Origin of the sequence: Halomonas litopenaei, from assembly GCF_003045775.1 — a bacterium.
Lineage (GTDB): Bacteria > Pseudomonadota > Gammaproteobacteria > Pseudomonadales > Halomonadaceae > Halomonas > Halomonas litopenaei.
This window is the reverse complement of the sequence record NZ_PXNS01000005.1, coordinates 72760-98932: the sequence shown is the minus strand read 5'-3', so window position 1 is coordinate 98932 and position 26173 is coordinate 72760. Positions and strand designations below refer to the sequence as shown.

Annotated in this window: 25 protein-coding genes; 11 read left to right on the top strand and 14 right to left on the bottom strand. The window is 65.6% G+C overall.

From position 1 onward, the window contains the following. Positions 1-17 precede the first annotated feature (17 nt). From C6W88_RS09275 to radC, 5 genes are all read right to left on the bottom strand, one after another. Positions 18-1208 carry a class I SAM-dependent rRNA methyltransferase gene (locus C6W88_RS09275; RefSeq protein WP_045991285.1) on the bottom strand — a complete coding sequence of 397 codons (1191 nt, stop codon included), beginning with the start codon at positions 1206-1208 and terminating at the stop codon, positions 18-20. Between the two features lie 64 nt (positions 1209-1272). Continuing rightward, on the bottom strand, positions 1273-2190 hold the full coding sequence (gene mutM / locus C6W88_RS09270) for a bifunctional DNA-formamidopyrimidine glycosylase/DNA-(apurinic or apyrimidinic site) lyase (protein ID WP_108132273.1): 918 nt from the start codon (positions 2188-2190) through the stop codon (positions 1273-1275). A 155-nt stretch (positions 2191-2345) separates the two neighbouring features. Further along, positions 2346-2501 carry a 50S ribosomal protein L33 gene (gene rpmG, locus C6W88_RS09265; RefSeq protein WP_016856547.1) on the bottom strand — a complete coding sequence of 52 codons (156 nt, stop codon included), beginning with the start codon at positions 2499-2501 and terminating at the stop codon, positions 2346-2348. A 112-nt stretch (positions 2502-2613) separates the two neighbouring features. Continuing rightward, positions 2614-2850 carry a 50S ribosomal protein L28 gene (rpmB, locus tag C6W88_RS09260; protein ID WP_045991211.1) on the bottom strand — a complete coding sequence of 79 codons (237 nt, stop codon included), beginning with the start codon at positions 2848-2850 and terminating at the stop codon, positions 2614-2616. 398 nt (positions 2851-3248) lie between these two features. Then, positions 3249-3923, bottom strand: coding sequence for a RadC family protein (radC, locus tag C6W88_RS09255; protein WP_108132272.1), 675 nt, complete (start codon positions 3921-3923; stop codon positions 3249-3251). A 278-nt stretch (positions 3924-4201) separates the two neighbouring features. On the opposite strand from radC, the gene coaBC reads away from it, so the two are divergent. The 5 genes from coaBC (at position 4202) to slmA (ending at position 9190) form a co-directional block, all read left to right on the top strand. Next, positions 4202-5548, top strand: coding sequence for a bifunctional phosphopantothenoylcysteine decarboxylase/phosphopantothenate--cysteine ligase CoaBC (coaBC, locus tag C6W88_RS09250; protein ID WP_108132271.1), 1347 nt, complete (start codon positions 4202-4204; stop codon positions 5546-5548). Between the two features lie 60 nt (positions 5549-5608). Then, positions 5609-6076, top strand: a complete 468-nt coding sequence (gene dut / locus C6W88_RS09245) for a dUTP diphosphatase (RefSeq protein WP_045991213.1) — start codon at positions 5609-5611, stop codon at positions 6074-6076. Between the two features lie 59 nt (positions 6077-6135). Further along, positions 6136-7518: a phosphomannomutase/phosphoglucomutase gene (locus C6W88_RS09240; RefSeq protein ID WP_108132270.1), complete on the top strand. Its 1383-nt coding sequence runs from the start codon at positions 6136-6138 to the stop codon at positions 7516-7518. A 21-nt stretch (positions 7519-7539) separates the two neighbouring features. After that, entirely contained in the window at positions 7540-8445 is a 906-nt protein-coding gene (gene argB / locus C6W88_RS09235; RefSeq protein WP_045991215.1) for an acetylglutamate kinase, read from the top strand. A 136-nt stretch (positions 8446-8581) separates the two neighbouring features. After that, on the top strand, positions 8582-9190 hold the full coding sequence (gene slmA, locus C6W88_RS09230; protein ID WP_045991216.1) for a nucleoid occlusion factor SlmA: 609 nt from the start codon (positions 8582-8584) through the stop codon (positions 9188-9190). Positions 9191-9323: 133 nt separating this feature from the next. On the opposite strand, the gene C6W88_RS09225 is transcribed toward slmA, so the two are convergent. Next, complete coding sequence (locus C6W88_RS09225) at positions 9324-9764, bottom strand: VOC family protein (protein ID WP_045991217.1); 441 nt, start codon at positions 9762-9764, stop codon at positions 9324-9326. A gap of 47 nt (positions 9765-9811) precedes the next feature. After that, positions 9812-10264, bottom strand: coding sequence for a DUF411 domain-containing protein (locus C6W88_RS09220; protein WP_108132269.1), 453 nt, complete (start codon positions 10262-10264; stop codon positions 9812-9814). A gap of 148 nt (positions 10265-10412) precedes the next feature. Between C6W88_RS09220 and C6W88_RS09215 the strand changes: the two genes are divergently transcribed. Both C6W88_RS09215 and C6W88_RS09210 read left to right on the top strand, forming a co-directional pair. Next, the gene (locus tag C6W88_RS09215) at positions 10413-10946 is read left to right on the top strand and encodes a DNA-3-methyladenine glycosylase I (protein WP_045991219.1); all 534 of its coding nucleotides are present in this window, start codon (positions 10413-10415) and stop codon (positions 10944-10946) included. Beyond that, positions 10934-12094 (top strand): metal-dependent hydrolase, encoded by a 1161-nt coding sequence (locus C6W88_RS09210; RefSeq protein WP_108132268.1) that lies wholly within the window; start codon positions 10934-10936, stop codon positions 12092-12094. Before C6W88_RS09215 ends, C6W88_RS09210 begins: the two co-directional genes overlap by 13 nt. A 110-nt stretch (positions 12095-12204) precedes the next feature. Here C6W88_RS09210 and C6W88_RS09205 read toward each other — a convergent pair whose 3' ends face one another. The 3 genes from C6W88_RS09205 to metE all read right to left on the bottom strand — a co-directional run bounded on the left by C6W88_RS09205 (position 12205) and on the right by metE (position 16266). Further along, positions 12205-12810 (bottom strand): FMN-dependent NADH-azoreductase, encoded by a 606-nt coding sequence (locus C6W88_RS09205; protein WP_108132267.1) that lies wholly within the window; start codon positions 12808-12810, stop codon positions 12205-12207. A 191-nt stretch (positions 12811-13001) separates the two neighbouring features. After that, complete coding sequence (locus tag C6W88_RS09200) at positions 13002-13757, bottom strand: COG3650 family protein (protein WP_108132266.1); 756 nt, start codon at positions 13755-13757, stop codon at positions 13002-13004. Between the two features lie 208 nt (positions 13758-13965). Beyond that, complete coding sequence (gene metE, locus C6W88_RS09195) at positions 13966-16266, bottom strand: 5-methyltetrahydropteroyltriglutamate--homocysteine S-methyltransferase (protein WP_108132265.1); 2301 nt, start codon at positions 16264-16266, stop codon at positions 13966-13968. A 104-nt stretch (positions 16267-16370) separates the two neighbouring features. Here metE and C6W88_RS09190 point away from each other — a divergent pair, with 104 nt between their 5' ends. Next, entirely contained in the window at positions 16371-17285 is a 915-nt protein-coding gene (locus C6W88_RS09190; RefSeq protein WP_045991224.1) for a LysR family transcriptional regulator, read from the top strand. Between the two features lie 90 nt (positions 17286-17375). On the opposite strand, the gene C6W88_RS09185 is transcribed toward C6W88_RS09190, so the two are convergent. Together C6W88_RS09185 and C6W88_RS09180 are read right to left on the bottom strand one after the other, a co-directional pair. Continuing rightward, complete coding sequence (locus C6W88_RS09185) at positions 17376-18980, bottom strand: ATP-binding protein (RefSeq protein WP_108132264.1); 1605 nt, start codon at positions 18978-18980, stop codon at positions 17376-17378. A gap of 4 nt (positions 18981-18984) precedes the next feature. Then, positions 18985-19698, bottom strand: a complete 714-nt coding sequence (locus C6W88_RS09180) for a winged helix-turn-helix domain-containing protein (RefSeq protein ID WP_083970186.1) — start codon at positions 19696-19698, stop codon at positions 18985-18987. Between the two features lie 379 nt (positions 19699-20077). Here C6W88_RS09180 and C6W88_RS09175 point away from each other — a divergent pair, with 379 nt between their 5' ends. From C6W88_RS09175 to C6W88_RS09165, 3 genes are all read left to right on the top strand, one after another. Further along, positions 20078-22966, top strand: a complete 2889-nt coding sequence (locus C6W88_RS09175) for a ribonucleoside-diphosphate reductase subunit alpha (RefSeq protein ID WP_108132263.1) — start codon at positions 20078-20080, stop codon at positions 22964-22966. 132 nt (positions 22967-23098) lie between these two features. Next, a complete protein-coding gene (locus tag C6W88_RS09170; RefSeq protein ID WP_108132262.1) occupies positions 23099-24343 on the top strand; it encodes a ribonucleotide-diphosphate reductase subunit beta in 1245 nt (414 codons plus the stop codon). A 115-nt stretch (positions 24344-24458) separates the two neighbouring features. Further along, the gene (locus tag C6W88_RS09165; protein WP_108132261.1) at positions 24459-24767 is read left to right on the top strand and encodes a hypothetical protein; all 309 of its coding nucleotides are present in this window, start codon (positions 24459-24461) and stop codon (positions 24765-24767) included. A 96-nt stretch (positions 24768-24863) separates the two neighbouring features. Here C6W88_RS09165 and C6W88_RS09160 read toward each other — a convergent pair whose 3' ends face one another. Both C6W88_RS09160 and yddG read right to left on the bottom strand, forming a co-directional pair. Continuing rightward, positions 24864-25100 carry a hypothetical protein gene (locus tag C6W88_RS09160; protein ID WP_045991287.1) on the bottom strand — a complete coding sequence of 79 codons (237 nt, stop codon included), beginning with the start codon at positions 25098-25100 and terminating at the stop codon, positions 24864-24866. A gap of 109 nt (positions 25101-25209) precedes the next feature. Then, positions 25210-26154, bottom strand: coding sequence for an aromatic amino acid exporter YddG (gene yddG, locus C6W88_RS09155; RefSeq protein ID WP_181248590.1), 945 nt, complete (start codon positions 26152-26154; stop codon positions 25210-25212). Between the last annotated feature and the right edge of the window lie 19 nt (positions 26155-26173).

The window sequence follows — 26173 nt, the reverse complement described above, 5'->3', positions numbered from 1 at the left end:
GTTCAATCGCGCCTTGCTCAGTCGCGAAAGACGCGCACACCGAGCGCCTTGAGGTAGGCGGTTTCGGGAATCGCCGGGTGCACCGGGTGATCAGGTCCCTGGTGGCCCTGGAAAAGGATCTGTCCCTGTCGATCCTGGTGACGTACCGCACCGCGCACCACGTCGACCAGGCGATCCTGTGCCAGGTGCATGGAGCAGGAGGCGGACAGCAGCAGGCCGTCGCGGCCCAGCAGGCGCATGGCGTCGCGATTGAGTCGGGCGTAGGCACGCTCGCCGTTGGCGATATCCTTGCGCCTCTTGATGAAGGCCGGCGGATCGAGCACGATCACGTCGAACTTCTCGCCGTCGGCCTTGAGCGCCGCCAGCGCCTCGAAGGCGTCGCCGTGACCCACAGCGACCCGCTCGTGCTGGCCGTTGAGCGCGGCGTTCTCGGCGACGCGATCCAGCGCCGACTCGCTGGCATCCACGCACAGCACTTCGCTGGCGCCATGGGCCGCCGCCTGCACGCCCCAGCCACCGACGTAGCTGAACAGGTCCAGCACCCGCTTGCCGGCCACCCGCTGATTGAGCCAGGCGCGATTGATGCGGTGGTCGTAGAACCAGCCGGTCTTCTGGCCGTCGAGCACGGGGGCGGCGAACTGCACGCCGTTCTCTTCCAGCAGCACCTGCTCCGGCAGCTCGCCCTTGACCACCTCTACCACCTCGCTGAGGCCTTCCTGACGACGACCACTGGTGTCGTTGCGCAGCACCACACAGGCAGGGGACAGCACCTTGTCGAGTGCGTCGAGCAGCTCGTCCTTCACCGCTTCCATGCCGGCGGTGTTGAGCTGGACTACCAGCACCTCGGCGTAGCGGTCGATGACCAGCCCCGGCAGCAGATCGGCCTCGCCATGGACCAGGCGGTAGAAGGGCTTGTCGAACAGGCTCTGGCGCAGCGCCAGGGCCTGATTCAGGCGATGTACCAGCAGCGAGCGATCCAGCCGCATGCTCGGGTCACGCGAGACGATGCGGGCGCAGATCAGCGAGTTGGGATTGACGTAGGCCAGACCCATGGGCTTGCCATTGGCGGCCTCGACGATGACCTGCTCACCGACTTCGAGCCCCTTGAGCGGCGTCTCGGCGATGTCGATCTCGTTGGAATACAGCCACAGGTGGCCGGACTTGAGGCGACGATCGGCGTTCTTTTTCAGGCGCAGCGGACGAGTCACGGTGATCACTCTCTCTACGGAAACTAAATGAATAATTGGGCGAGCCCTTCAAGCATCGACAGGACTAACGTTGGCAACGAGGGCAAAACACACTGGCACGCTGCCCCAGAGTCACGTGCTTCAGCTCACCGCCACAACGGCGGCAGGGTGCGCCGGCACGCCCATAGACGTTGAGGCGCTGGGCGAAGTAGCCGGGTTCGCCGGTGCCGCTGACGAAGTCGCGCAGGGTGGTGCCGCCCTGGGTGATGGCCGCGGCCAGCACCTCCTTGGCGGCGGCGGCCAGGCGATCGTAGCGCTCGCGTCCGATGCGACCGGCAGCCCGGCGCGGATCGATACCGGCCAGAAACAGCGCTTCGCTGGCGTAGATGTTGCCCACCCCGACGACCACGGCGTTGTCCATCAAGAACGGCTTCACCGCCGCCTGGCGCCCCCGCGACAGGGCGTACAGCCGGGCGCCGTCGAAGGCCTGCGACAACGGCTCGGGGCCTAGCCGCGACAAGCGGGTATCGTGGGCCTCGTCGTCCCGGAGCCAGTCGACGAAGCCGAAACGACGCGGGTCGTGATAGCGCAGGATGACGCCGTCCTCGAGCACCAGGTCCACATGGTCGTGCTTCCTGGGCAGCTCACCGAGGCGGGCAATACGCAGGCTACCGGACATGCCCAGGTGCCACAGCAGGGTGCCCTTTTCGCGCACTCTGCCGTCGTCCGGCCGGGACGCGGCCGTGCCGGTGCCCTCGGTGCTGGCGACCGTCTCGCCGTTCTCGACGCTCTCACCGCCCTCGCCACACAGCACCGGCAGCAGCAGGTACTTGGCGCGACGGCGAATCTCGCCGAAGCGGGCGCCGATCAGACGATCGGCGAGATCCTCAGGCACCGGCACCCGCAGGCGCGACTGGCGCACCAGCACCTCACGGATCTCGCGCCCTTGTACGTGGGGGGCGATGCCGCGTCGGGTGGTCTCGACTTCGGGAAGCTCGGGCATGGCACACCTGGGGCCTGGAGTTAGAGCGGCGAGCAGCGAGCGACATCACGCCATCGCCCAGGGCCGCTGACAGGGACATACGCAAGAACCCGACCTCGGGGCCGGGTTCTCGGTGACAGGCGACAACTCGCCTGCGGTGGAAGCGAGATCAAGCCTTACTTGATCTTGGCTTCCTTGTACATCACGTGCTTGCGAACCACCGGATCGAACTTCTTCATTTCCATCTTGTCCGGAGTGTTACGCTTGTTCTTGTCGGTGGTGTAGAAGTGGCCGGTACCGGCGCTGGACACCAGACGAATCTTGTCACGCATGAGACTTCTCCCAGTTTGCCGCCTGGTACGCGTCGTGCACACCAGGCCAGTCATTCAAGTCGGCGGAGGCCGTTCGCTCAGGCGAACCAGTGGGCTCCCGAGGACGTCATCCTTAGATGGCGTCGCCGCGCTTACGGATATCGCTGAGCACCTCTTCGATGCCCTTCTTGTCGATGATGCGCATGCCCTTGGAGGAAACACGCAGGGTCACGAAACGCTTTTCGGACTCGACCCAGAAGCGATGGCTGTGAAGGTTCGGCAAGAAACGACGACGGGTCTTGCGCTGGGAGTGTGAAACGTTGTTACCAGTCACCGGGCGCTTGCCGGTAACCTGACATACTTTGGACATGAGAGCCTCCAACCGCGTGGCGAGTTGTTCAAAACCTGTCGGGCAAACCGGGAAGGGCGAGAACCGAAGGGATGTGTCGCAGACTGGCCGCGCGGTGCCGGCGAAAGTCCGCATTCATCATGCCCTCAGCAACCTCGAGCCCTGTCATGAGCCCCGTGCTTTTGACCCAAGGGAATTCAAAGGGTGCACTTTATACCAGACCCTGCCTCCATGGGCAAGGGATACACCAACGTTCGCCAGGTCGCTCGCTCACGGCCCGTGTCGAGGTGCTCGAAACGGCTCCGCTGCGTCGACGGCGATGACGTGACGTGTTCGGGTAGAGAGTCGCCCGGCCAGGACGCGATAGGATCGAGACGATCCTCGCCCCGCCTGGGCCAGCTCTCTTTGCGCGCGGCGCATTATACCCAACCTCGCTCGGCAAATGACACCACTTCTGCGTCTCCCACCACAAAATGATCCAGTACACGGATATCGAACAGGCCCAGCGCCTCTTTCAGGCGATCGGTGATACGCCGGTCGGCATCACTGGGCTCGGCCACCCCGGAGGGATGGTTGTGGCACAGGATCAAGGCGCCCGCCCCCAGCGCCAGGGCACGTTTGGCCACCTCACGCGGGTACACCGAGGCGCTGTCCAGGGTGCCGCGAAACAGCACCTCGAAGCGGATCACCCGATGCTGGGCGTCGAGAAACAGTGCGGCGAAGGCCTCGTGGTCCAGATGACGAAGCTGAGCGGAAAGAAAGGTCCTGACCCGCGCGGGAGAATTCAGCGCCTGACCCCGCTCCAGATGGCTCGCCAGATGACGGCGCGACATCTCCTGGGCGGCCTGCAGCTGAACGAAGGTGGCAAGCCCCAGGCCACGCTGGGCACAGACCTCCTGCTGATGCGCCTCGAGCAGGGCACGCAGTCCGCCGAAGGCACCCAGTACGTCCCGTGCCAGGTCCACCGCGGAGCGTCCTGCCACCCCGACCCGCAGCACAATCGCCAGCAGCTCGGCGTCGGATAGCGCGGTGGGCCCCAGCGCCAGCAGCTTCTCGCGAGGGCGTTCGCCCTCTGGCCAGTCTCGTATCGACATCCCTGTCTCCTGCTCCGTTTCTCGTCACGCCCTGTCGTCACATCCTCTCGACACGCTCTGTCATCACACCCAGCCACCACATCCTCTTCTCACACCCAGCCGCCACATCCTCTTCTCACACCCTCTTGTCACATCCTACCCTCACGCCCTGTCGGCGAGCGCCGACATACCCGTTGAGTCTAGTGCGGTCTGCCTGATCTGGAGCCAGGGTGCGCGGCTACGCATGATCCGGTACCGGTGGTAAGGTAGAGGGCTGACTCTGGCTGCGGACTTTTTTCATGTTGCACGCTCCCTCCTCTTCCGGTTGCGGCCTGACCGGCTCAGGCCCCGGCGGCCTTCGCCCCGGGCAGCGAGTTGTGCTGGGCATCAGCGCCGGTATTGCCGCCTACAAGAGCGCCTCTCTGGCCCGACTGCTGGTGCAGGCGGGTTGCGAGGTGCAGGTAGTGATGACAGAGGGAGCCCAGGCCTTCATCACGCCGCTGACGCTGCAGGCGCTGACCGGACGCGCGGTACGCACCTCGCTGCTGGACCCCGACGCCGAGCTCGGCATGGGTCATATCGAACTCGCCCGCTGGGCCGATCTTATTCTGATCGCCCCCGCCACCGCCGACCTGATGGCGCGCCTGGCCCAGGGCATGGCCGACGATCTGTTGACCACCGCTTGCCTGGCCAGCGACGCCCGGCGGATGCTGGCCCCGGCGATGAACCAGGCCATGTGGCGCCATCCGGCGACCCAGCGCAACGCCGCCCGGCTGGTCGAGGATGGATGGGCCCTGCTGGGGCCCGACCAGGGCGACCAGGCCTGTGGCGACGTCGGCCCGGGACGCATGATGGAACCGGAGGCCATTCTCGGCGCCCTGCTGGATGCCGGCTCTCCCTCCACGCCCCGGACAGCGACAGGCGTCGTGGGAGAGAAAGGCGAAGCAGTGCCCCCGGACGCAGACCTTCATGTGGTGATCACCGCCGGCCCCACCCGGGAGCCGCTGGATCCGGTGCGCTACCTGTCCAATCACAGCTCCGGCAAGATGGGTTTCGCCCTGGCCGAAGCAGCCCGGGACAGTGGCGCCCGTGTCACCCTGATCGCCGGTCCCGTCAGTCTGCCGACACCCCCGGGCGTTGCCCGCCACGACATAGAAACCGCGGAAGAACTGCTCGCCGCAGCCGAAGGGCTGATGGATGGCTGCGACATCTTCATCGGCTGCGCGGCGGTGGCGGACTATCGCGCCGAGGCCCCGGCAGAACACAAGATAAAGAAGCGCGATGACGACGACGGTCTTACCCTGAAGCTGGTCAAGAATCCCGACATCATCGCCACCCTGGCTGCCCGCGATCCGCGTCCGCTGATGGTCGGCTTCGCCGCTGAGACCCGCGACGTGGTGCGCTACGCCGAGGGCAAGCTCGCGCGCAAGGGGCTCGACATGATCGTCGCCAACGACGTCTCCCGGGAGGGACTCGGCTTCGGCTCGGACCGCAATGCCGCAACCCTGGTGTGGCGCGACGGCGAGTCTCTCGCCCGCCGCGAAGAGACCGACCAGGACAAGGCCAGCCTGGCCCAGGCCATCATCGCCCAGGCCCGAGCCTGCCTCGAGGCGCGACGTCAGACGGTGCGGCCGAACCCGCGCTGAGCCACGACACCACTTATTTATCAGGAAGCCTGTCTGGCTGCCCAAGACCAAGGACCTTTCATGCACGACACTGCCTCGCGCCCTCGCCTCGCCGTCAAGATCCTCGATGAACGGATCAAGGAGCGCATGCCCCGCTACGCCACCGACGGCTCGGCCGGGATGGACCTTCACGCCCTGCTCGACGCGCCGCTGACGCTGGCCCCCGGGGATTGCGAACTGGTCCGCACCGGGCTCTCGATCCATATCGCCGATCCGGGCCTGGCCGGCATGATCCTGCCCCGCTCGGGGCTTGGCCACAAACACGGCATCGTGCTCGGCAACCTGGTCGGCCTGATCGACTCCGACTACCAGGGCGAACTGATGGTGTCGGTGTGGAACCGATCGACCACCGCCTTCACCCTCGAGCCCTTCGAACGTCTGGCCCAGTACGTGCTGGTACCGGTGGTCCAGGCCGAGCTGGAAGTGGTCGAGGACTTTTCCGAGAGCCTTCGCGGCGGCGGCGGTTTCGGCAGCTCCGGACGCCACTGACGCCCCAGGTTCGACTACCCGTTCATTCAAGCGCCACGTCAAAAGGACAGGACCCTCACATGACTCAAGTCCCCTCCACGATCTTTCGTGCCTACGATATTCGAGGCGTCGTCGACGAGACTCTGACCGAAGCCGGGGTCGAGGCGATCGGCCAGGCCATCGGCAGCGAAGCCCAGGCCCGCGGCGAATCCCGTGTGGTGGTGGCCCGCGACGGGCGACTCTCCGGCCCGCGCCTGATCAAGGCCCTGACACGCGGCCTCACCGCCAGCGGCTGTGACGTGGTCGACATCGGCATGGTGCCGACGCCGGTGCTGTACTTTGCCACCCACACCCTGGAAGGCACCCGCTCCGGGGTCATGCTGACCGGCAGCCACAACCCGCCGGACTACAACGGCCTGAAGATGGTGCTGGGGGGCGAGACGCTCTCTGGCGAGGCGATCACCGCGCTCTACACTCGCCTTCAGAACGGCGATCTGCGCGAAGGCCAGGGCCAGGTGTCCGAGCACGATGTGCGTGACGCCTACCTGAAGCGCATCCTCGAAGACGTCTCGCTGTCGGGCTCGATCAAGGCGGTGGTGGACTGCGGCAACGGTGTGGCCGGTGAACTGGGCCCGCGCCTGGTCGAACAGCTCGGTGCCGACACCGTGCCGCTGTTCGAGGACATCGACGGCAACTTCCCCAACCACCACCCGGACCCCGGCAAGCCGGAGAACCTCAAGGACCTGATCCACGCGGTGGCCGAGCACGGCGCCGACATCGGTCTGGCCTTCGACGGTGACGGCGACCGCCTCGGCGTGATCACCCCCAAGGGGCGCCTGATCTACCCCGACCACCTGCTGATGGCGTTCGCCGAGGACATGCTCGGTCGCAATCCGGACGCCCGGGTGATCTTCGACGTCAAGTGCACCGGCAAGCTGATCGAGGTGATCGAGAAGGCCGGCGGCACGCCGGAGATGTGGCGCACCGGCCACTCCCTGATCAAGGCACGGATGAAGGAAACCGGCGCCCTGCTGGCCGGCGAGATGAGCGGCCATATCTTCTTCAAGGAACGCTGGTACGGCTTCGACGACGGCCTTTATGGTGCCGCCCGCCTGCTCGAGATCCTGTCGCGCTTCGACGGCGACGCCGACACCTTCTTCGATCGCTATCCGCAGAACCTGAGCACCCCGGAGATCAACATCGAGGTCACCGACGAGACCAAGTTCGACCTGGTCGCGCGCCTGGCCCGGGAAGGTGACTTCGGTGACGAAGGCGTCAAGACCACCCTGGACGGCATCCGCGTGGACTACCCGGATGGCTGGGGTCTGTGCCGCGCGTCCAATACCACACCGATGCTGGTGCTGCGCTTCGAGGGTAACGACGCCGCCGCGCTAGAGCGCATTCGCGATCGCTTCGCCGAGGCGCTGGCCGACGTGGACGCCTCGCTCACCCTACCCAACTGACGTGCAGGAGACATGACGCCCATGAGCGAACAGGCACGCGATCCGCGCCTGGTGGTGGAGGTCCTCTCCGAGGCCCTCCCCTATATCCAGAAATTTTCCGGCAAGACCGTGGTGGTCAAGTATGGCGGCAACGCCATGACCGAGGACGCCCTGATCGACTCCTTCGCCCGGGACATGGTGCTGATGAAGGAAGTCGGCATCAATCCGGTGGTGGTCCACGGCGGCGGCCCCCAGATCGGTGATCTGCTGGCCAAGCTCAACATCGAGTCGCGCTTTGTCGGTGGCATGCGTGTCACCGACGCCGAGACCATGGACGTGGTCGAGATGGTGCTCGGCGGACTGGTCAACAAGGATATCGTCAACCAGATCAATCAGTGCGGCGGCAAGGCCATCGGCCTGACCGGCAAGGATGGCGCCCAGATCCGCGCGCGCCAGCTCAAGGTCGAGCACCAGAGCCCTGAAATGACGGCGCCCGAGATCATCGACATCGGCCATGTGGGCGAAGTGGAACACGTCTCCACCGACCTGATCGAAATGCTCGCCGCCCGGGATTTCATTCCCGTGATCGCCCCCATCGGGGTCGACGGCGAGGGTCGCAGCTACAATATCAATGCGGATCTGGTGGCCGGCAAGGTGGCCGAGGCACTCGGCGCCGAGAAGCTGATGCTGCTGACCAACGTGGCCGGGTTGATGAACCGCGACGGTGAGGTGATGACGGGACTTTCCACCGCTCAGGTCGACGAATTGATCGCCGACGGCACCATCCACGGTGGTATGCTGCCGAAGATCCGCTGCGCCCTCGACGCGGTCAAGGACGGGGTCGTCAGCGCCCATATCGTCGATGGCCGGGTGCCCCACGCCACCCTGCTGGAGATCTTCACCAACGCGGGTGTCGGCACCCTGATCACCAACGAATCGCCCAACTGAAGCACCCGTACCAGGGCGATACGAAAGCGACACGATAGCGACGCAAGGAAGTGCGAACCGGGCACAAGCTCCGGACGCAAGGGAACTCGCCCGCCGGCGCCCCGGCGGGCCATCAACGACAAAAGAATTCGATATCATGACGCAGGAAAAGACCCCAAGTCGGCGGGACCAGATACTGCAGGCGCTGGCCCTGATGCTGGAAGAAGACAGCGGCAAGCGCATCACCATCGCCGCCCTGGCGCGCCAGGTCGGCGTCTCGGAGGCAGCGCTCTACCGCCACTTCCCGAGCAAGGCCAGGATGTACGAGGGCCTGATCAGCTTTATCGAGGAGACCCTGTTCGAGCGCATCACGCGCATCCTCGACGAGCAGCAGGAGGCGCTGCCGCGCTGCCATCAGATCATGACCCTGGTGCTGGCCTTCACCGAAAAGAACCCGGGCCTGTCGCGGCTGTTGGGCGGCGACGTGCTGACCGGCGAGACGGCGCGACTGAGGCAGCGTATCCACCAGCTGTTCGAGCGGCTGGATACCCAGTTCAAGCAGGTACTACGCGAGGCGGAGCTGCGCGAGGGTCGCCGGCTGGCGATGCCGGCCAGCGCCGGCGCCAACCTGCTGACCGCCCAGATCGAGGGACGCATCGCCCAGTACGTGCGCAGCGACTACCGCCACCGCCCCACCGAGCACTGGGAAGACCAGTGGCCGGCACTGTCGTCACACCTGCTGAGAGACAGCGCCATCCCCGCCTGAGCAAACGACGCCCGCGTGGCAGGTCACGTGGCAAGCTGCAAGACAAGGTGTCGATGGGGGAGTCAGCTCCCCCATCCCTTCGCTGCCCCTTCGGCGCCGCTCGCTGGCACGATCGACAGCGGCCTTTCGCTCGCTACCAGCTGCCGGTGTTCTCCATCGAGGCCCAGGGCTCGGCGGGTTCCAGGGCGTCGCCCTTCTGCAGCAGTTCCACCGAAATGCCGTCCGGGCTCCTGACGAAGGCCATATGGCCGTCACGGGGGGGCCGGTTGATGGTCACACCGTTGTCCATGAGCTTCTGACACAGGGCGTAGATGTCATCGACGCGATAGGCCAGGTGGCCAAAGTTGCGTCCGCCCTGGTACTCCTCCGGGTCCCAGTTCCAGGTCAGCTCGAGCTCCGGCGCGTTGAGCTGGCTCGAGCGCTCCTCGTCCTCTGGCGCCGCCAGGAACACCAGGGTAAAGCGTCCCTTGTCGTTGTCTTTGCGACGCACCTCCTTGAGGCCCAGCAGGTCGCAATAGAAGTGCAGAGAGGCGTCGAGGTCGCTGACACGCACCATGGTGTGTAGAAATTGCATTCGGGTCTCCTCGGAGTTCAGGGGTAGGCCGCGTCTGCTGCGCGAGCTTAAGGGTAACGGGCCACTACCTTGGCGCGGCCATCGTCGACTGTAAAGCCGAGCACCGCGTAGTCATCGAGGCGACCGGTCTCCATCCCGGGCGAGCCGTGGGGCATGCCCGGCACCGCCAGACCATCGATGTCCGGCGACGCCTCCAGCAGCCAGGCCACCTGCTCGGCGGGGACATGGCCCTCGATCAGGTAACGCCTGCCGGCATCATTGGTCAGGGTAGCGGTATGACAGGACGCCAACGCCTGGGGAACCCCCAGGCGCTGCTTGATCGACGCCATGTCGGGGCTGTCGTGAAGACGCACCTCGAAGCCGGCCTCACGCATGTGCTCGGCCCAGGCGCTGCAGCAGCCGCAGTGAGGATCCTTGTGCATGTCCAGGCCGGCGGCCAGTGCAAGCGGGCTGAAGACACCCATGAGAGCGGCACCCAGGGCGCGAGAAAGACGTGTCATCGCGTATGATCTCCTGACGGAAAAAGAGAAGGACAGGCCTCAGGATCGCAGAATCGCGCCATCAAGGGTATGCCGAGTCGGTACCCTTTTGTCGTAGCGCAGGTCGGTCCCAGGGAATCGAGACACCTTACCAACAAGAGCAAGCCGCATGAGCGAGTACTGCGACCTGGCCCCGGGGCATCCGCTGCACGGGCCCTACCATGACAGCGAATACGGGTTCCCGATCCGAGGCGAGTCCGACCTGTTCGAGCGCCTGGCACTCGAGATCAATCAGGCCGGTCTGTCGTGGCTTACGGTGCTGAAGAAGCGCGAGGGCTTCAAGCGCGCCTTCGACGGCTTCGACGTCGATCGGGTCGCCGCCTACGACGACGACGATCGGGCACGTCTGCTGGCCGACGCCGACATCATTCGTCACCGCCTGAAGATCGAGGCGGTGATCCACAACGCCCGGGTGATCCAGGCCATGCGGGAGTCCCACGGCGGCTTTCAGGCCTGGCTGGATGCCCACCACCCGCGTGAACACGCGGACTGGGTGAAGCTGTTCAAGCGTCACTTTCGCTTTACCGGCCCGGAGATCGTCAAGGAGTTCCTGATGAGCGCGGGCTACCTGGCCGGCGCCCACCGTGACGACTGCCCGGTGCAGGCCCGAGTACTGGCGGCGGCGCCACCATGGACTCGCTGACCCAGGCCGCCCTCGGCGCGGCCCTGGGAGGCGCGGTTCTGGGCCGTCACCTGGGCCGCAAGTCATTGCTCGCCGGCGCGGTGGTCGGCAGCCTGCCGGACCTGGACGTGCTGATCGACTACGGCGACGCCGTGGCCAACGTCACCTACCACCGTGGCTTCAGTCATTCGCTCTTCGTATTGACGGGGCTCTCGCTGGTGCTGGCCGGGCTAGCTCAGCGACTGGCCGAGCGACTGGCCGAGCGTCGGGCCAGACGCCCTGCACAGGGACTGGGCTTGAGCTTAAGCCCGGCCCAGGGCCTGGGCTTGCAACACCTTGGCTTGTTGCGCTGGTGGCTGTTCTTCTGGCTGTGCCTGGTGACCCATCCGCTGCTGGACTCGCTGACCACCTACGGCACCCAGCTGTGGTGGCCACTCGAGGTCACCGCGCCCAGCGCTACCCCGCTGGTGTTCATCATCGACCCGGCCTACACCCTGGCCTTGCTGGTCGCTCTGGTGATCGCACTGTGGCGTGGCCATCGGCCAGCGACCTTGCAACGCGCCGCCAGCTGGGGCCTGGTGATCTCGACGCTGTACCTGCTGCTGGCGCTGGGCGCGCGCGGCTGGGTCGATGCCAGGGCCGACGAGGCGCTCGACCGAGTGGACATAGCCGAGGCACCGCGCCTGATCCAGCCGGCGCCCTTCTCGATCCTGCTGTGGCGGGTCACCGCCGTGGACGGCGATCGCCACGCCGAGACGCTGATCGGCCTGCTCGACGGAGATACCCGCCCGGTCGTCGAACTGTTTCGACGCGGTACCGAACTCGAGGCTGCCGCCCTGGCGCTCGACAGCGGTCGCCGCCTGGCCTGGTTCGCTGGCCCCTTTGTGCGCTACGAGGTGGAGCGCAAGGGAGACGCCGAACGTCTGCTGGCCACCGACCTGCGCCTGGGCTTTCCCGGCTTCCATCCGTTTCGCTTCGCACTGGCGCAACACCAGGATGGCGACTGGCGCGCCCTGGAACCGACCCAGCAACTGCCGATGAGCGCAAGCCAGCGCCCCATGGGGCAATTGTTCGAGCGCATGCTGTCACCACAGCCCGCGCTGTGTGTCGCTGACTTCGTCGATTCCCGCTGGCAGCTGGGCGCAGGCGACGACTGCGACGCTCGCTGACACCCGGCCGGGTGTCGGCCTCTTCCCTGAGCAACGATCACCATACGCAAGCCGCCGTGGCCAGGGCCACGGCGGCTTGCGAATCAGTGTCTTCAGACGTCGGGCGCGGCTTACAGCCTGGCGATCAGCGCCTCGATCTCGGCGTGGGCAGTGGTGAGGGCCGCTTCCTTGTGTTCGTCACCCATGCTGAGCCCTTCGGCAAACACCGTCTCGACCTCATTGATGCCGATCAGGCCCAGCATATGGCGCAGGTGCGGTGTCTGGGTATCCAGAGCACTACCGGCGTACTGACCGCCGCGAGCGCCCAGCACGATGGCACGCTTGCCCTCGAGCAGCCCCACCGGGCCATTCTCGGTGTAGCGGAAGCTCTTGCCCGCGCGCAGGATACGGTCGAACCAGGCCTTGAGCTGGGAGGGAATGCCCAGGTTATAAAGCGGCACGGCGAGCACCAGCACGTCGTGGGCCTCGAGCTCGGCGAGACGCTCATCGGAGCGCGTCGCCAGCTCGCGCTGTGCCTCGCTGCGCTCTGCGTCCGCCACCTGCCAGCTGGACAGCTCGTCGAGGCCCAGGTGTGGCAGGTCGTCGGCGACCACGTCGCGATGGGTGATCTCGATATCGTCACGCTGGCGCGCCAGGCGCTCGAAGTGGCGTGCCAGCTGGGTGGACTGGCCCTGGTCGGCGAGGATGGATGAGGTGACAAGCAGTACGCGGGTCATGGCGAGTTCCTGTGGAAGATGATGTCTGCGCACAGTTTACCGCCAACAAAATCGACGAAAAGCGAATAAATCTCGGAATATCTTTCGATAAAAACGAATAAAGCGCCGCTCGGCGCTTTATTCGCGTGTGCTGGCTACACAAGCCAAGGACGCTTTCGTCGGCTTGCCAAGCGCGTCCACGTCGCCCCCCGTCAGGGCGCGATGCCCTGCCCACACCCCTGCAGCTGACGTCCGTTGACGTTCAAGGTGACCTGGGCCGGCCAGGGCGTGCCCGCCATATCATCGAAGCAGGCACCGGCCTCGATGCGCAACTCGAAGGGCGCATCGGCGCGGCCGCTTTCCAGGATCACTCGACCGGCACCGTTGTCCAGGGTGGTGACGCGATAGGGCAGGCTCACTTCACGCTCGCCGTAGTCCAGACTCATGTCGATGCGCGGCACGTCATTGGCCAGTTCGAGGTGCCAGCCTGGCTCGTTGCCCCGGGCCAGGAACATCACCCCGGGCTTGTCGCTGCGCCGTAGGGAGTCGCGGCGGGTACGGGCCTCGCACTCGAGCCGACCGCGGGAGCTCTTGATCACCGCCCGATCACCAATGATATGGGCGCTGAGTTCCCCTCGCTGGTAACGCTCGCCCTGGTCCACCACCGCCTGGGGCAACTGCTCGGCACCGTGGGTGGTCCACAACCTGAGCGAATCCTCCTGGGTCGCCGAGACCATGTCCTGACTCGGCGAACAGCGCCAGCCAACGAAGGTAGCGCCATCACCGACAAAGTAGGCAGAGGGCAGCAGCGGCGCCTTCTGCTCCACCGGCGCATCGGTAAAGGAACCGCGCCGCTCCGCGCGATCGGTCTGCTCGCTGGCAGGACCGGGAGCGCTGGTAGTGGCGCACCCCACCAGTCCACTCAGCATCACGACAAGGAGGGGTGAGACGACAGCGGGACGACACATGACAGGCTCCTTCGATCACGACATCAGTACGATTCCGTGGCCCCGCCAGGTGCCGTCTGGCGTGTCCCTGTCGGGGCCTACTGGCGAAGCTTACCAGCCACATCGTCAAAAGGCGCGGCTCTGCCACCATGGGATCGCCCCCTCGCACAATCGACGAACTTTCAACCGCGCTTCCCGGCGTCATGGGCCCTCTAGTGCGGCTCGGTCGTCAGGCGTGGCGTCGACGCAGCTCCTTGGCGGCCTGGACCATATTGGCCAGCGCCGGTGTCACCTCCTCCCACTGACGGGTCTTGAGGCCGCAGTCCGGGTTGACCCACAGCCGCTCCAGCGAGATGCGCTCGGCGGCCTTTTCCATCAGCGCCACCATCCAGTCCACCTCGGGCAGGTTCGGTGAATGGATGTCGTAGACCCCCGGTCCGATCTCGTTGGGATAGTCGAAGTCACGGAAGGCGTCGAGCAACTCCATGTCGGAGCGCGAGGTCTCGATGGTGATGACGTCGGCGTCCAGCTCGGCGATGGAGGCGATGATGTCGTTGAACTCGGAGTAGCACATGTGGGTGTGGATCTGGGTCGCGTCCGCTACACAGCTGGCCGACAGGCGGAACGCCTCCACCGCCCAGTCCAGATACTCCTGCCACTCGGCCTTGCGCAGCGGCAGACCTTCCCGCAGCGCCGGCTCGTCGATCTGGATGGCGCGAATGCCCGCCGCCTCCAGGTCACACACCTCGTCACGCAGTGCCAGGGCGATCTGGCGGCAGGTGGTCGCGCGAGGCTGGTCATCGCGCACGAAGGCCCACTGCAGCATGGTCACCGGGCCGGTCAGCATGCCCATCATCGGCGCCCCGGTCAGCGACTGGGCGTAGCGGCTCCACTCCACCGTCATCGGTGCAGGACGGCTCACGTCGCCGAACAGGATCGGTGGCTTGACGCAGCGTGACCCATAGCTCTGTACCCAGCCGAAGCGGGTGAAGGCGTAACCGTCGAGCTGCTCACCGAAGTACTCGACCATGTCGTTACGCTCGGCCTCGCCGTGGACCAGCATGTCCAAGCCCAGCTCTTCCTGCAGCCGCACCGCCTGGGCGATCTCCTCGCGCATCCTGGTGTGGTAGTCGTCAGCGGACAGGCGTCCTGCCTTGTGGTCACGACGGGCAGCGCGAATCTCAGCGGTCTGGGGGAAGGAGCCGATGGTGGTGGTCGGAAACAGCGGCAGTCCGAGGGCGCGACGCTGCTGCTCGGCGCGCTGCAGATAGGGGCTCGGGCGCTGGCTGTCGGCCTCGCCAAGCGCCGCCAGGCGTGCACCGACCTCGGGACGATGAATGCGTGGCGACTCACGCCGCGAGGCAATCGCCTGCACGCAAGCCGCCAGCAGCGCCTCGTCTTCGGGTCGCACCCGGCCAGCGAGCAGTCTTGCCAGGGTCACGGTCTCGTCGAGCTTCTGGCGAGCGAAGGCCAGCCAGCTTCTGAACTCGGCGTCGAGCTCGGTCTCGCGCTCCAGGTCCACCGGCACATGCAGCAGCGAGCAGCTGGGGGCGATCCACAGACGCTCGCCCAGACGGCTGGCGGCGTTGGTCCACTGATCGCGCAGGGCAGCCAGGTCGGCGCGCCAGATGTTGCGTCCGTCGATGACGCCCAGCGACAGCACCTTGTGAGGCAGCAGACGGTCGACCACCGTCTCGACCTCCTGTGGGGCACGCACGGCGTCCAGGTGCAGCCCCGCCACCGGCAGATTGACCGCCAGGGTCAGGTTGTCGCCGAGGCCGCCGAAGTAGTTGGCCACCAGCAGCTTGACCCCCGACCCCTGCAGATGATGGTAGGCACGTTCGAAGGCTACCTTCCAGTCGCCGGGCAGGTCCTGGGCCAGGGCCGGCTCGTCGAGCTGCACCCACTCCACACCCAGCTTGGCGAGTCTGGCGAACACCTCGGCGTAGACCGCCAGCACACCATCGAGCAGCGCCAGACGATCGAAGGACGACTCGCCCCGCTCCTTGCCGAGCCACAGCCAGGTCAGCGGCCCGACCAGCGCCACCTTGACCGCGTGCCCCTGCTGCTGCGCCTCGACGACCTCGTCGAACAGCCGCGTGCTGGCCAGGCGGAAGTCCTGACCCTGGTGCAGTTCCGGTACCAGATAGTGGTAGTTGGTATCGAAGTACTTGGTCATCTCGCAGGCGGCAGCGGGTTCTCCGCTGGGTGCGCGGCCCCGGGCCATGCGAAAGGCGGTGTCCAGATCGACTTCACCACGCTCGAGCTCGGCCTTGGCAGCAAAACGCGCCGGCACGGCACCCAGCAGCAGCGACACGTTTAACACCTGGTCATAGAAGGCGAAGTCGCCCACCGTCACCAGGTCCAGTCCCGCCTCGCGCTGATCCTGCCAGTGACGCTTGCGCAACTCGCGACCGGTCGCCTCCAGGCTGGCCCGATCGGCGTCGCCCTTCCAGTAGGCTTCGGTGGCGCGCTTGAGCTCGCGGTCGGCACCGATGCGGGGATACCCCAGAATATGAGAAAAAGTCATGGTGATTCACCTTGATCATGAATGATACGACGAAGTGTCGCTGGCATCCGAAGGGTGAATCAAACTAAACTTCTTAATCTTTACTATGAAAGAAGCTCACGATAATGCTCGAACTCCGTCATCTGCGCACTCTGATAGCGCTGCGCGACGCCGGCTCCCTGGTGGAGGCCGCCGAACGGGTCCACCTGACCCAGTCGGCGCTGTCCCACCAGCTCAAGGATCTGGAGGAGCGTCTGGGCGGGCCACTGTTCCTGCGCAAGACCCGGCCGGTGGAGTTCACCCGGGCCGGGCTGCGCCTCTTGAACCTGGCCGAACAGATCCTGCCCCAGGTGCGCATGGCCGAGCGTGACCTGGCGCGCCTGGCCGGCAACGAGCAGGGCCGCCTGCACATGGCGATCGAGTGTCATAGCTGCTTTCAGTGGCTGATGCCCACCGTGGATCACTTCCGCGACCATTGGCCGGAGGTCGAGATCGACATCCCCGGCGGCCACCACTTCGATCCGCTGCCGGCGCTGGCCCGCGAGCAGCTCGATCTGGTGATCACCGCCGACCCCCAACCCCTGCCCGGCGTTCACTACGAGCCGCTGTTTCGCTACGAAGGCCTGCTCGCCGTGGCGCGTCAGCATGCCCTGGCCGGGCGCTCCCACGTCTCGCCCCAGGATCTGGCCGACCTGACCCTGATCACCTACCCGGTGGAACGTTCGCGTCTGGATGTGTTCACCCAGTTCCTCGACCCGGCCGGCGTCACCCCCAGGGAGGTGCGCACCGCCGAACTGACGATCATGATGATGCAACTGGTGGCCAGCGGTCGCGGAGTCTGTGCGCTGCCCAATTGGGCACTGACCGAGTACCTGGAGCGGGACTACGTCAAGGCCGTCGCGCTGGGCGAGGATGGTGTCTGGAGCACGCTCTTCGCCGCCATCCGCGAAGACACCCGGGAAGCCCCCTGGATGGTGGACTTTCTGCGCACCGCGCGGGAGACGTCCTTTGCGGTGCTGGAAGGGATCAAGCCGGCCTGAGCAGGAAACATCGTCGAGGCGCTGAACGAATCAGGACCGCCCGAAACAGGGGCCGTTCACCGGCATTCAGGTTGGCCCGCGGGCAGATTCTCAGACCCGGCGGGGGATGATCAGCGAGAAGCGCGCGCCCTTCAGGCCGGGACTCTCGTCCACGCTGACGGTGCCGCCGTGCCAGGCCATCACCTTCTGCACGATGGACAGCCCCAGCCCGTAGCCGCCGGAGCGGCGGGTTCGGCTGTCGTCCAGGCGGGCGAAGGGCTTGAAGATATCCTGGCGCGCCTCCGGCGGCACCCCTTCCCCATCGTCCTCCACGTCGACCCGCACCTGGTTGGGTTCGTCGAGCAGGCTGACCTTGACCCGGGTGCGGGCGTGGCGGCAGGCGTTGGCCACCAGGTTCTGGGTGGCCCGTTGCAGATAGCGGGAATCGGCGTGGACCTCGATCTCCGGCCCCGCGGTCAGACGCACGTCAAGATTGCCGTGCAATGGCATCAGGGAGTCGATCACCCGCTCGCAGATGTCACGCAGCTCCACCGGTTCGGGGGAAGCTTCGACACCATGGATGGTCTCGCTATCGAGGCGCGCATAGGTGAGGATTTCGTCGATCAGATCGTCGAGTTCATCGATGTCGCTGTCGACCCCCTGCAACTGGCGCCTGACCAGGGCATCCTCGGACATGTCCTCGACCATCTGCACCGCAAAGCGAATCCTCGCCACCGGCGTCCTGAGTTCGTGGGACACTGCCCGGATCATGTCCTGCTGGGCCCGCAACAACGACTGCACCTGGGAGGCCATGCCGTTGAAGGCCATGCCGACACGCCCGAGAAAGTCGCCGCTCTCGACCTTGACCCGGGTATCGAGGCGACCGCTGGCAAGCCGGGTGGCGGCCATCTCAAGTCGCGCCATGCGCGCCTCGATACCCCGCACGATCAGGTAGATGACGATCGCCAGTGCGCCCATCAGCAGCACCAGCATCGACGCCAACAGCGCCGGCGGAAGCGCCTCGTAGCTGGCCATCGGCCCTACCGTCAGCCAGAAGGGGGCTTCGCCAGGCGGCGTCACCTGCATGAACAGCACCACCGACCAGTGCTCGGGCAGTAGCTGCATCATCACCTCGCCACCGGCCAGGCGGTTGCGCTGACGTGGCTCGAGGATATCCGGAGGGGACTGGCTGATCGATACCGGCAGGTCGCCGCGGGTCATGCTGTCGATGCTCGCCTGGCGCTCCCCCGCCGGCAGGCTGGCGAGCCATTCCCCGCTGAGCTGGGTCAGGCCCCGCAACTGGCGCTCCGACATGCCGGACAGCGACACCTGCAGGACCGCGCCACCGGCGGGCATCAGCCGCCAGAAGCGCCACTCATGGGGACTGTCACGCCCGACCAGCACGCCGCCGCGCTGCAGTCGAAGACGGGTGAAGTAGCTCGGCGACAGCGACGACAGGGGCACGATCGACATCGACATGTCCAGCGCCTCGGACTTCTCGGCCATCCACTCACGCCGCTCGCCCCGCGGCATGCTGTCGATCATCGTCGCCAACAGGTGCATGGGCGCCTCGGCCAGCTGTTCGCGATAGTGCTCGATGCGCACCTTGTCGATCAGCGTCATGCCCACCATCGCCACGCCGAGCGCCAGCACCAGGGTCGCCGCCAGCATGACGTAGACCCGCAGGAAGGTACTGTCGGCCAGAGCGCGACGCATGGGTTCAGCTGTCCTTCACGAACAGATAGCCCTTGCTCCTGACCGTCTTGATGCGGTGCGGATGATGGGGGTCATCGCCTATCTTGGGCCGAATCCGCGACACCCGCACGTCGATGGAGCGGTCCTGGCCGTCGTAGCGGATGCCGCGCAACTGGGAAAAGATTTCTTCGCGGGTCAGCACCCGACCGGCGTGGCTGGCCAGCAGCCACAAAAGGTCGAACTCGGCGCTGGTCAGATCGATACGCTCGCCCTTGAGCCAGGCCTCGCGGGTGGCGTTGTCGATTTCCAGGTCCTGGAACGTCAAGCGGCTTTCGCCACTGACCTCGGCTCCGTCGAGACGACGCAGCAGGGCACGCATGCGTGCCAGCAGTACCCTCGGCTGCACCGGCTTCGGCACATAATCGTCGGCGCCCATCTCGAGCCCCAGGACCTGATCCATGTCGTCAGTCCGCGCGGTCAGCATCAGGATCGGACCACCGTAGTCGCTGCGAACACGACGACAGATCGACAGGCCATCCTCGCCCGGCAGCATCAGATCCAGAATCACCAGATCCGGCTGCAGCGACAGAATACGATCGACGCCGCGACCGCCGTCATCCTCCAGGCTCACTCGGAAGCCGTTGGCTTCGAGGTAGTCCCGCGTCAGACCAGCGAGACGCTCATCATCTTCGATGATAAGTACGTGATCCTGTTCTCGTTGCTCTGAACGTTCTTCCATAGGGGGTCTCATTCCTTTTGGCGAATGCCGGGCATTATCCAACCTGGCCGAATGACTGGTGCTGAGCAATGTCACACGCGATAACACAAGGATACCCGAATTTTGCGCTGTCGCCTGCCCTCGCCCTGATGCGCATCAAGGCCGCCACCACGGCGCCCACGCCGGTTGTGCCCAGTTGCCCCCTTGATGACCACACCTCATCCACAGACTTATCCACTTGATGACGGGCAAGAAGCACACTATCTTGTGTCCGAATATCCAGAGAGACACCACATCATGTGTCTCTAGCAATATCACAGAAGCCTGTCAACTGCCTCTTTCTCGCAGTTGGTCACGCCTGTTTTCACGACTTTTCTACCTCATAGGGAGCCTCGGCGCCATGGATACCCTCGCTAGCCCGGACCGACCGTCCGTCTCCGTCACCGCCCCCGACACGCTGCGCGTGATCAAGCGCACCGGGGACGTGGTGCCCTTCGACGCCGGCAAGATCGCCGTGGCCATCAGCAAGGCATTCATCGCCGTCGAGGGGGACAATGCCGCCACCTCTAGCCGGGTCCGTGACTTCGTCAAGGAATCCGCCGAGGCCATCGAGCAGACCTTTGCCCGTCGCCTGGCCGACGGTGGCACCGTGCACATCGAGGATATTCAGGACCAGGTAGAGCTGGCGCTGATGCGCAGCGGCGAGCAGAAGGTCGCACGCGCCTACGTGCTTTACCGCGAGGAACACGCCCGCGCCCGCGAGGAAAGCGGCATCGAGAAGCCGCACCCGACCCTCAACGTCACCGCCGCCGACGGCAGCCGTCGTCCGCTGGACCTGGGGCGTATCGAGACCCTGGTGTTCGACGCCTGCGAAGGCCTCGAGAACGTCGACCCCAACAAGATCGTCCAGGACTCGCTGAAGAACCTGTACGACGGTGTGACCATCGATGGCGTGTCCCAGGCGCTGATGATGACCGCTCGCACGCTGGTCGAGAAGGACCCGAACTACACCTACGTCACCGCTCGTCTGCTGCAGGACAACCTGCGCCGCGAGGCGCTGTCATTCCTCGACGTGGCCGAGGACGCCACCTACGGCGACATGGCCGAGCTCTACAAGCCGGCCTTCGTGCGCTACGTCGAGCGCGGCATCGAGTTCGAACAGCTCGACCCCGAGCTTGCCAACTTCGACCTGGAACGTCTGGGCGAGGCGCTCGACCACAGCCGCGACAACCAGTTCACCTACCTGGGCCTGCAGACCCTGTACGACCGCTACTTCATCCACCGCGATGACGTGCGCTACGAGCTGCCCCAGGTGATGTTCATGCGCGTGGCCATGGGCCTTGCGCTGAACGAGGACGACCGCGAGACGCGGGCCATCGAGTTCTACGAGCTGCTCTCCAGCTTCGACTACATGGCCTCCACCCCGACCCTGTTCAACGCGGGCACCGTGCGCAGCCAGCTCTCCAGCTGCTACCTGACCACCGTGCCGGATGACCTCGAGAGCATCTACGGCGCGATCCGCGACAACGCCATGCTGTCCAAGTGGGCCGGCGGCCTCGGCAACGACTGGACCCCGGTGCGTGCGCTGGGCTCCTACATCAAGGGCACCAACGGCAAGTCCCAGGGTGTGGTCCCCTTCCTCAAGGTGGTCAACGACACCGCCGTCGCGGTCAACCAGGGCGGCAAGCGCAAGGGTGCCGTCTGCGCCTACCTCGAGACCTGGCACCTGGATGTCGAGGAATTCCTCGAGCTGCGCAAGAACACCGGCGATGACCGTCGTCGTACCCATGACATGAACACCGCCAACTGGGTGCCGGACCTGTTCATGAAGCGGGTGTTCAATGACGAGGAGTGGACCCTGTTCTCGCCGTCCACCTGCCCGGACCTGCATGACCTGTACGGCGTGGCCTTCGAGAAGCGCTATGCCGAGTACGAGGAGATGACCCGCAACGGTCAGCTCAAGCTGTTCAAGCGGGTCAAGGCCAAGGACCTGTGGCGCAAGATGCTGTCGATGCTGTTCGAGACCGGCCATCCCTGGATCACCTTCAAGGATGCCTGCAACATTCGCAGCCCCCAGAGCCACGCCGGCGTGGTCCACAGCTCCAACCTGTGCACCGAGATCACCCTCAACACCTCGCCCGACGAGATCGCGGTGTGCAACCTGGGCTCGATCAACCTGGCGCAGCACGTGGTCGACGGCGAGCTCGACAACGACAAGCTCAAGAAGACCGTGCGCACCGCGGTGCGGATGCTCGACAACGTCATCGACATCAACTATTACGCGGTGCCCCAGGCGCGCAACTCCAACTTCAAGCACCGCCCGGTGGGCCTGGGCCTGATGGGCTTCCAGGACGCGCTGTACGCCCAGGGCATCGCCTACGCCAGCGGCGAGGCGGTGGCCTTTGCCGACCGCTCCATGGAGCTGATCAGCTACCACGCCATCGAGGCCTCCAGCGACCTGGCCGCCGAGCGCGGACGCTACGAGAGCTTCGAGGGCTCGCTGTGGAGCCAGGGCGTGCTGCCGATCGACTCTGTCGACAAGCTCAAGGCCGAGCGTGGCGAGCAGTACATCGAGGTCGACACCAGCCAGACCCAGGACTGGGATCGCATCCGTGACAAGGTGCGCAGCCAGGGCATGCGCAACTCCAACGTGATGGCCATCGCCCCCACCGCGACCATCTCGAACATCTGCGGCGTGACCCAGTCGATCGAGCCGACCTATCAGAACCTGTTCGTGAAATCGAACCTGTCCGGCGAGTTCACCGTGGTCAACTCCTGGATGGTCAACGACCTCAAGGAACGCGGCCTGTGGGACGAGGTCATGATCAACGACCTCAAGTACTACGACGGCAGCGTCCAGCCCATCGACCGCATCCCGGACGACCTCAAGGCCAAGTACGCCACCGCCTTCGAGGTCGAGCCCAAGTGGTTGGTCGAAGCCGCCGCACGGCGCCAGAAGTGGATCGACCAGGCCCAGTCGCTGAACCTCTACATCCAGGGCGTGTCCGGCAAGAAGCTCGACGTGACCTACCGCATGGCGTGGTTCCGTGGCCTCAAGACCACCTACTACCTGCGCGCCCTCGGCGCCACCTCGGTGGAGAAGTCCACGGTGGACCGCGGCAAGCTCAACGCCGTCTCCAACGGTACCGCACCCCAGGCGTCTGCACCGGCGGCGGCACCCGCAGCCGAGGAGCCCCGCGGCATCGACGACTTCCTCAAGGGCAAGGGTGGCCAGCGTCCACCGTCCGCCGGGGAAATCGACGAGCTGGGCTGCGAGGCCTGCCAGTAACACCGGCGACAACGCCATGACGGACGTGCGGGCCAGGCCCGCACACCTCGCCCCGGCACCGCCGGGGCCACCAGACAACCCCACGCCGACGCCAGGCGCGTCGGCCGATCAGATGATCGGGAGACCGCAACAATGCTGAACTGGGACGAGTTCCACGAGGACGACACCGCCACCGCAGAAGTACCCGAGCCGAAGAAGGCACCCGAGCCGACCCCGGCTCCGGCTGCCGAGGCAACGGATGAGGTGCGCGAAAGCGCCGGCAACTACCAGGCTGCCGACCAGGACCGCATGGCCCGGGCACGCAAGTCGCTGGAAGAACTCGACGTGGCCGCCGGCCTCGAGGAACTCGAGATGGGCGCCGCCCGGATCGAGGTCGACGACAAGAAGATGATCAACGCCCGTGCGGACCTGAACCAGCTGGTGCCGTTCAAGTACGAGTGGGCCTGGCAGAAGTACCTGGACGGCAGTGCCAACCACTGGATGCCCCAGGAAGTGAACATGAACGCGGACATCGCGCTGTGGAAGAGCAACGACGGCCTGACCGCCGACGAGCGCCGCATCGTCGAACGTTCTCTGGGCTACTTCTCCACCGCCGACTCGCTGGTCGCCAACAACCTGGTGCTGGCGCTGTATCGCCTGATCACCAACCCGGAGTGCCGCCAGTACCTGCTGCGCCAGGCCTTCGAGGAAGCGATCCACACCCACGCCTACCAGTACTGCGTGGAGTCGCTGGGCATGGATGAGGGCGAAGTCTTCAACATGTACCGCGAGGTCCCGTCGGTCGCCGCCAAGTCCGCCTGGAGCCTCAAGCACACCCAGTCGCTGGCCCGTCCTAACTTCCAGACCGGCACCGTCGAGACCGACCAGGAGCTGCTGCGTAACCTGATCGCCTTCTACTGTGTCACTGAAGGCATCTTCTTCTACTGCGGTTTCAGCCAGATCCTGTCCATGGGCCGGCGCAACAAGATGACCGGCGTGGCCGAGCAGTTCCAGTACATCCTGCGCGACGAGTCGATGCACCTGAACTTCGGTGTCGACATGATCAACCAGATCAAGATCGAGAACCCGAACCTGTGGACCCCGGAGTTCCAGGACGAGGTCACCCAGATGATCCTCGAGGGTACCGAGCTCGAGATCAGCTACGCCCGCGACACCATGCCCCGCGGCGTGCTGGGCATGAACGCGGCGATCATGGAGGAGTACCTGCACTTCATCTGCAACCGTCGCCTGGCCCAGATCGGCCTGAAGGAGCAGTTCCCGGGTGCCCAGAACCCCTTCCCGTGGATGAGCGAAATCATCGATCTGCGCAAGGAGAAGAACTTCTTCGAGACCCGCGTCACCGAGTATCAGGTCGGCGGCGCGCTGAGCTGGGATTGATCGAGACGACGCCCGGGCCTGACGGCTCGGGCGTCTTTCCTTCACTCCACCGACAACCCCACCAGGGAATGGCGACACCACCAATGTTCTGACGTGATTTCAGGAGGGCAACAGCATGGCTGTTTCCAATGGAAGACCCCAGCAGCATGACACCCGCGCCTGGCAGTCCGCCCTGGACCAGGCTCTGGCCGCCCACGGCGGCGAACGCGCCCTGGCCCGCTACGACCACCTAGCCCACGCCTTTCCTTCCCCCGAGTACGATCCCCGCGACGAGCACCACCCGCACCTCAACCTGGACGCCTTGAAGCGCTGGGCGCTATATCGCGGCTGGCGGGCGCAGCCCGATACCGACCGCATGAGCACGGCCAGTACCCCACCGATCTGCTTTACCCGCTTGTCGCGCCATCGCGTCAGGAGTCATTGACGACGGCCTCACTGGCATAAAAATGCGCAAGGCCCGTCACCGGGCCTTGCGTGTATCGAGCGCTCTGCCGGCGTCGTCGGCGTCTTCAGGCAAGCCCTAGCGGCTGACCAGCAACCTCGCCTTGGGCTCCACCCTGATCACATCCTGCAGCGCACTGCGCATGGCCTCGCCGGAGCAGGCCGCCGCGCGGCAGAACTGCAGCGCGATTTCATCATCGTGGGCCCTTCCGACCAGGGCGTCGCGGCAGCCGTCGTCACACAGCCGCTCGGCGAGATCCTCGGGGTTCACCCCTCGGGGCAGTCGAAAACGTAGTTCGAAATCGTGTTCTTTCATGACTGGCGTCCTCCTTGAAGACCGACGTTATTGTCGAACGCCGAGGCCAGTTTGAAAGACGCGCTTGAGGCTCCCTATTGTCCCAAGGATACAGTCGCCCGGCTGGGTATCAGTCCGACGCCCGGGACGACCTTCTACGCCCAATCCAGCCGCTGCCGATCAGCATCCCAAGGGTGATTAGCACCGCCGCCCCGGCAAGCCACAGGGTAGGCGCGGCGAAGCCGGTCACCACCAGCACCAGGGTCGACAGCAGCGGCGTGAAGTAGGCCAGCAGACCCAGCAGCCGCAGGTCCCCCTGCTTGACCCCGATATCCCAGGTAAAGAAGGCGCTGCCCACCGGTCCCAGGCCGAGAGCGATGACACCGAACCAGTCGCTGCCCTGGGGCCAGCGGCCGGGTTCGAAGGCCAGATGACACGCTGCCGCCAGTATCGCGGTGACCAGACAGAAGCCCCCCACCGCGGCGGTGGGTACCGTGCGGGTGGCCCGGGACAGCACCGAATAGCCACTCCAGACGAAGGCACAGGCGAAGGCGGCGGCGTAGCCCAGGAGGCTACCGCCGGCGTCGACGTCTCCGCCGATCAACAGCACCGCCCCGCCGAAACCGAGCAGGCTACCGACCACGTGAAACCCGCGCAGGCGCTCACCGGGTAGCAGAGCGACAAACAGCACGATCAACAGCGGCCAGAGATAGCTGATCAGGCCGGCGTTGGCCGGCGGCGCGTTCTGCTGGGCGATAAAATAGAGGGCGTGGTAGCCGAACAGCCCGCCGACGCCCAGCGCCCAGACAAGTGGCGGCTGGCGCATCGGCGCCAGCACCGCCTCGCCGCGAAGGCACTGATAGACCACAAAGCACACAAAGGCTACGCCGAACGCCAGGGCGGTGAGCAGAAACGGTGGCACGGGCCCCGACAACTGGGTAAAGAGGGCCAGCATGGCCCAATTGAGCACCGTGGTGGCACCGATCCAGGTGGCGCGCCTACGCGAGATGTCGACCGCATCGGAGGATGCCCCCGCCTGGGCAGAGGAAGAAGATGAAGAATAGGAAGAGCGCATAAAGACCTCCAGAGCACCG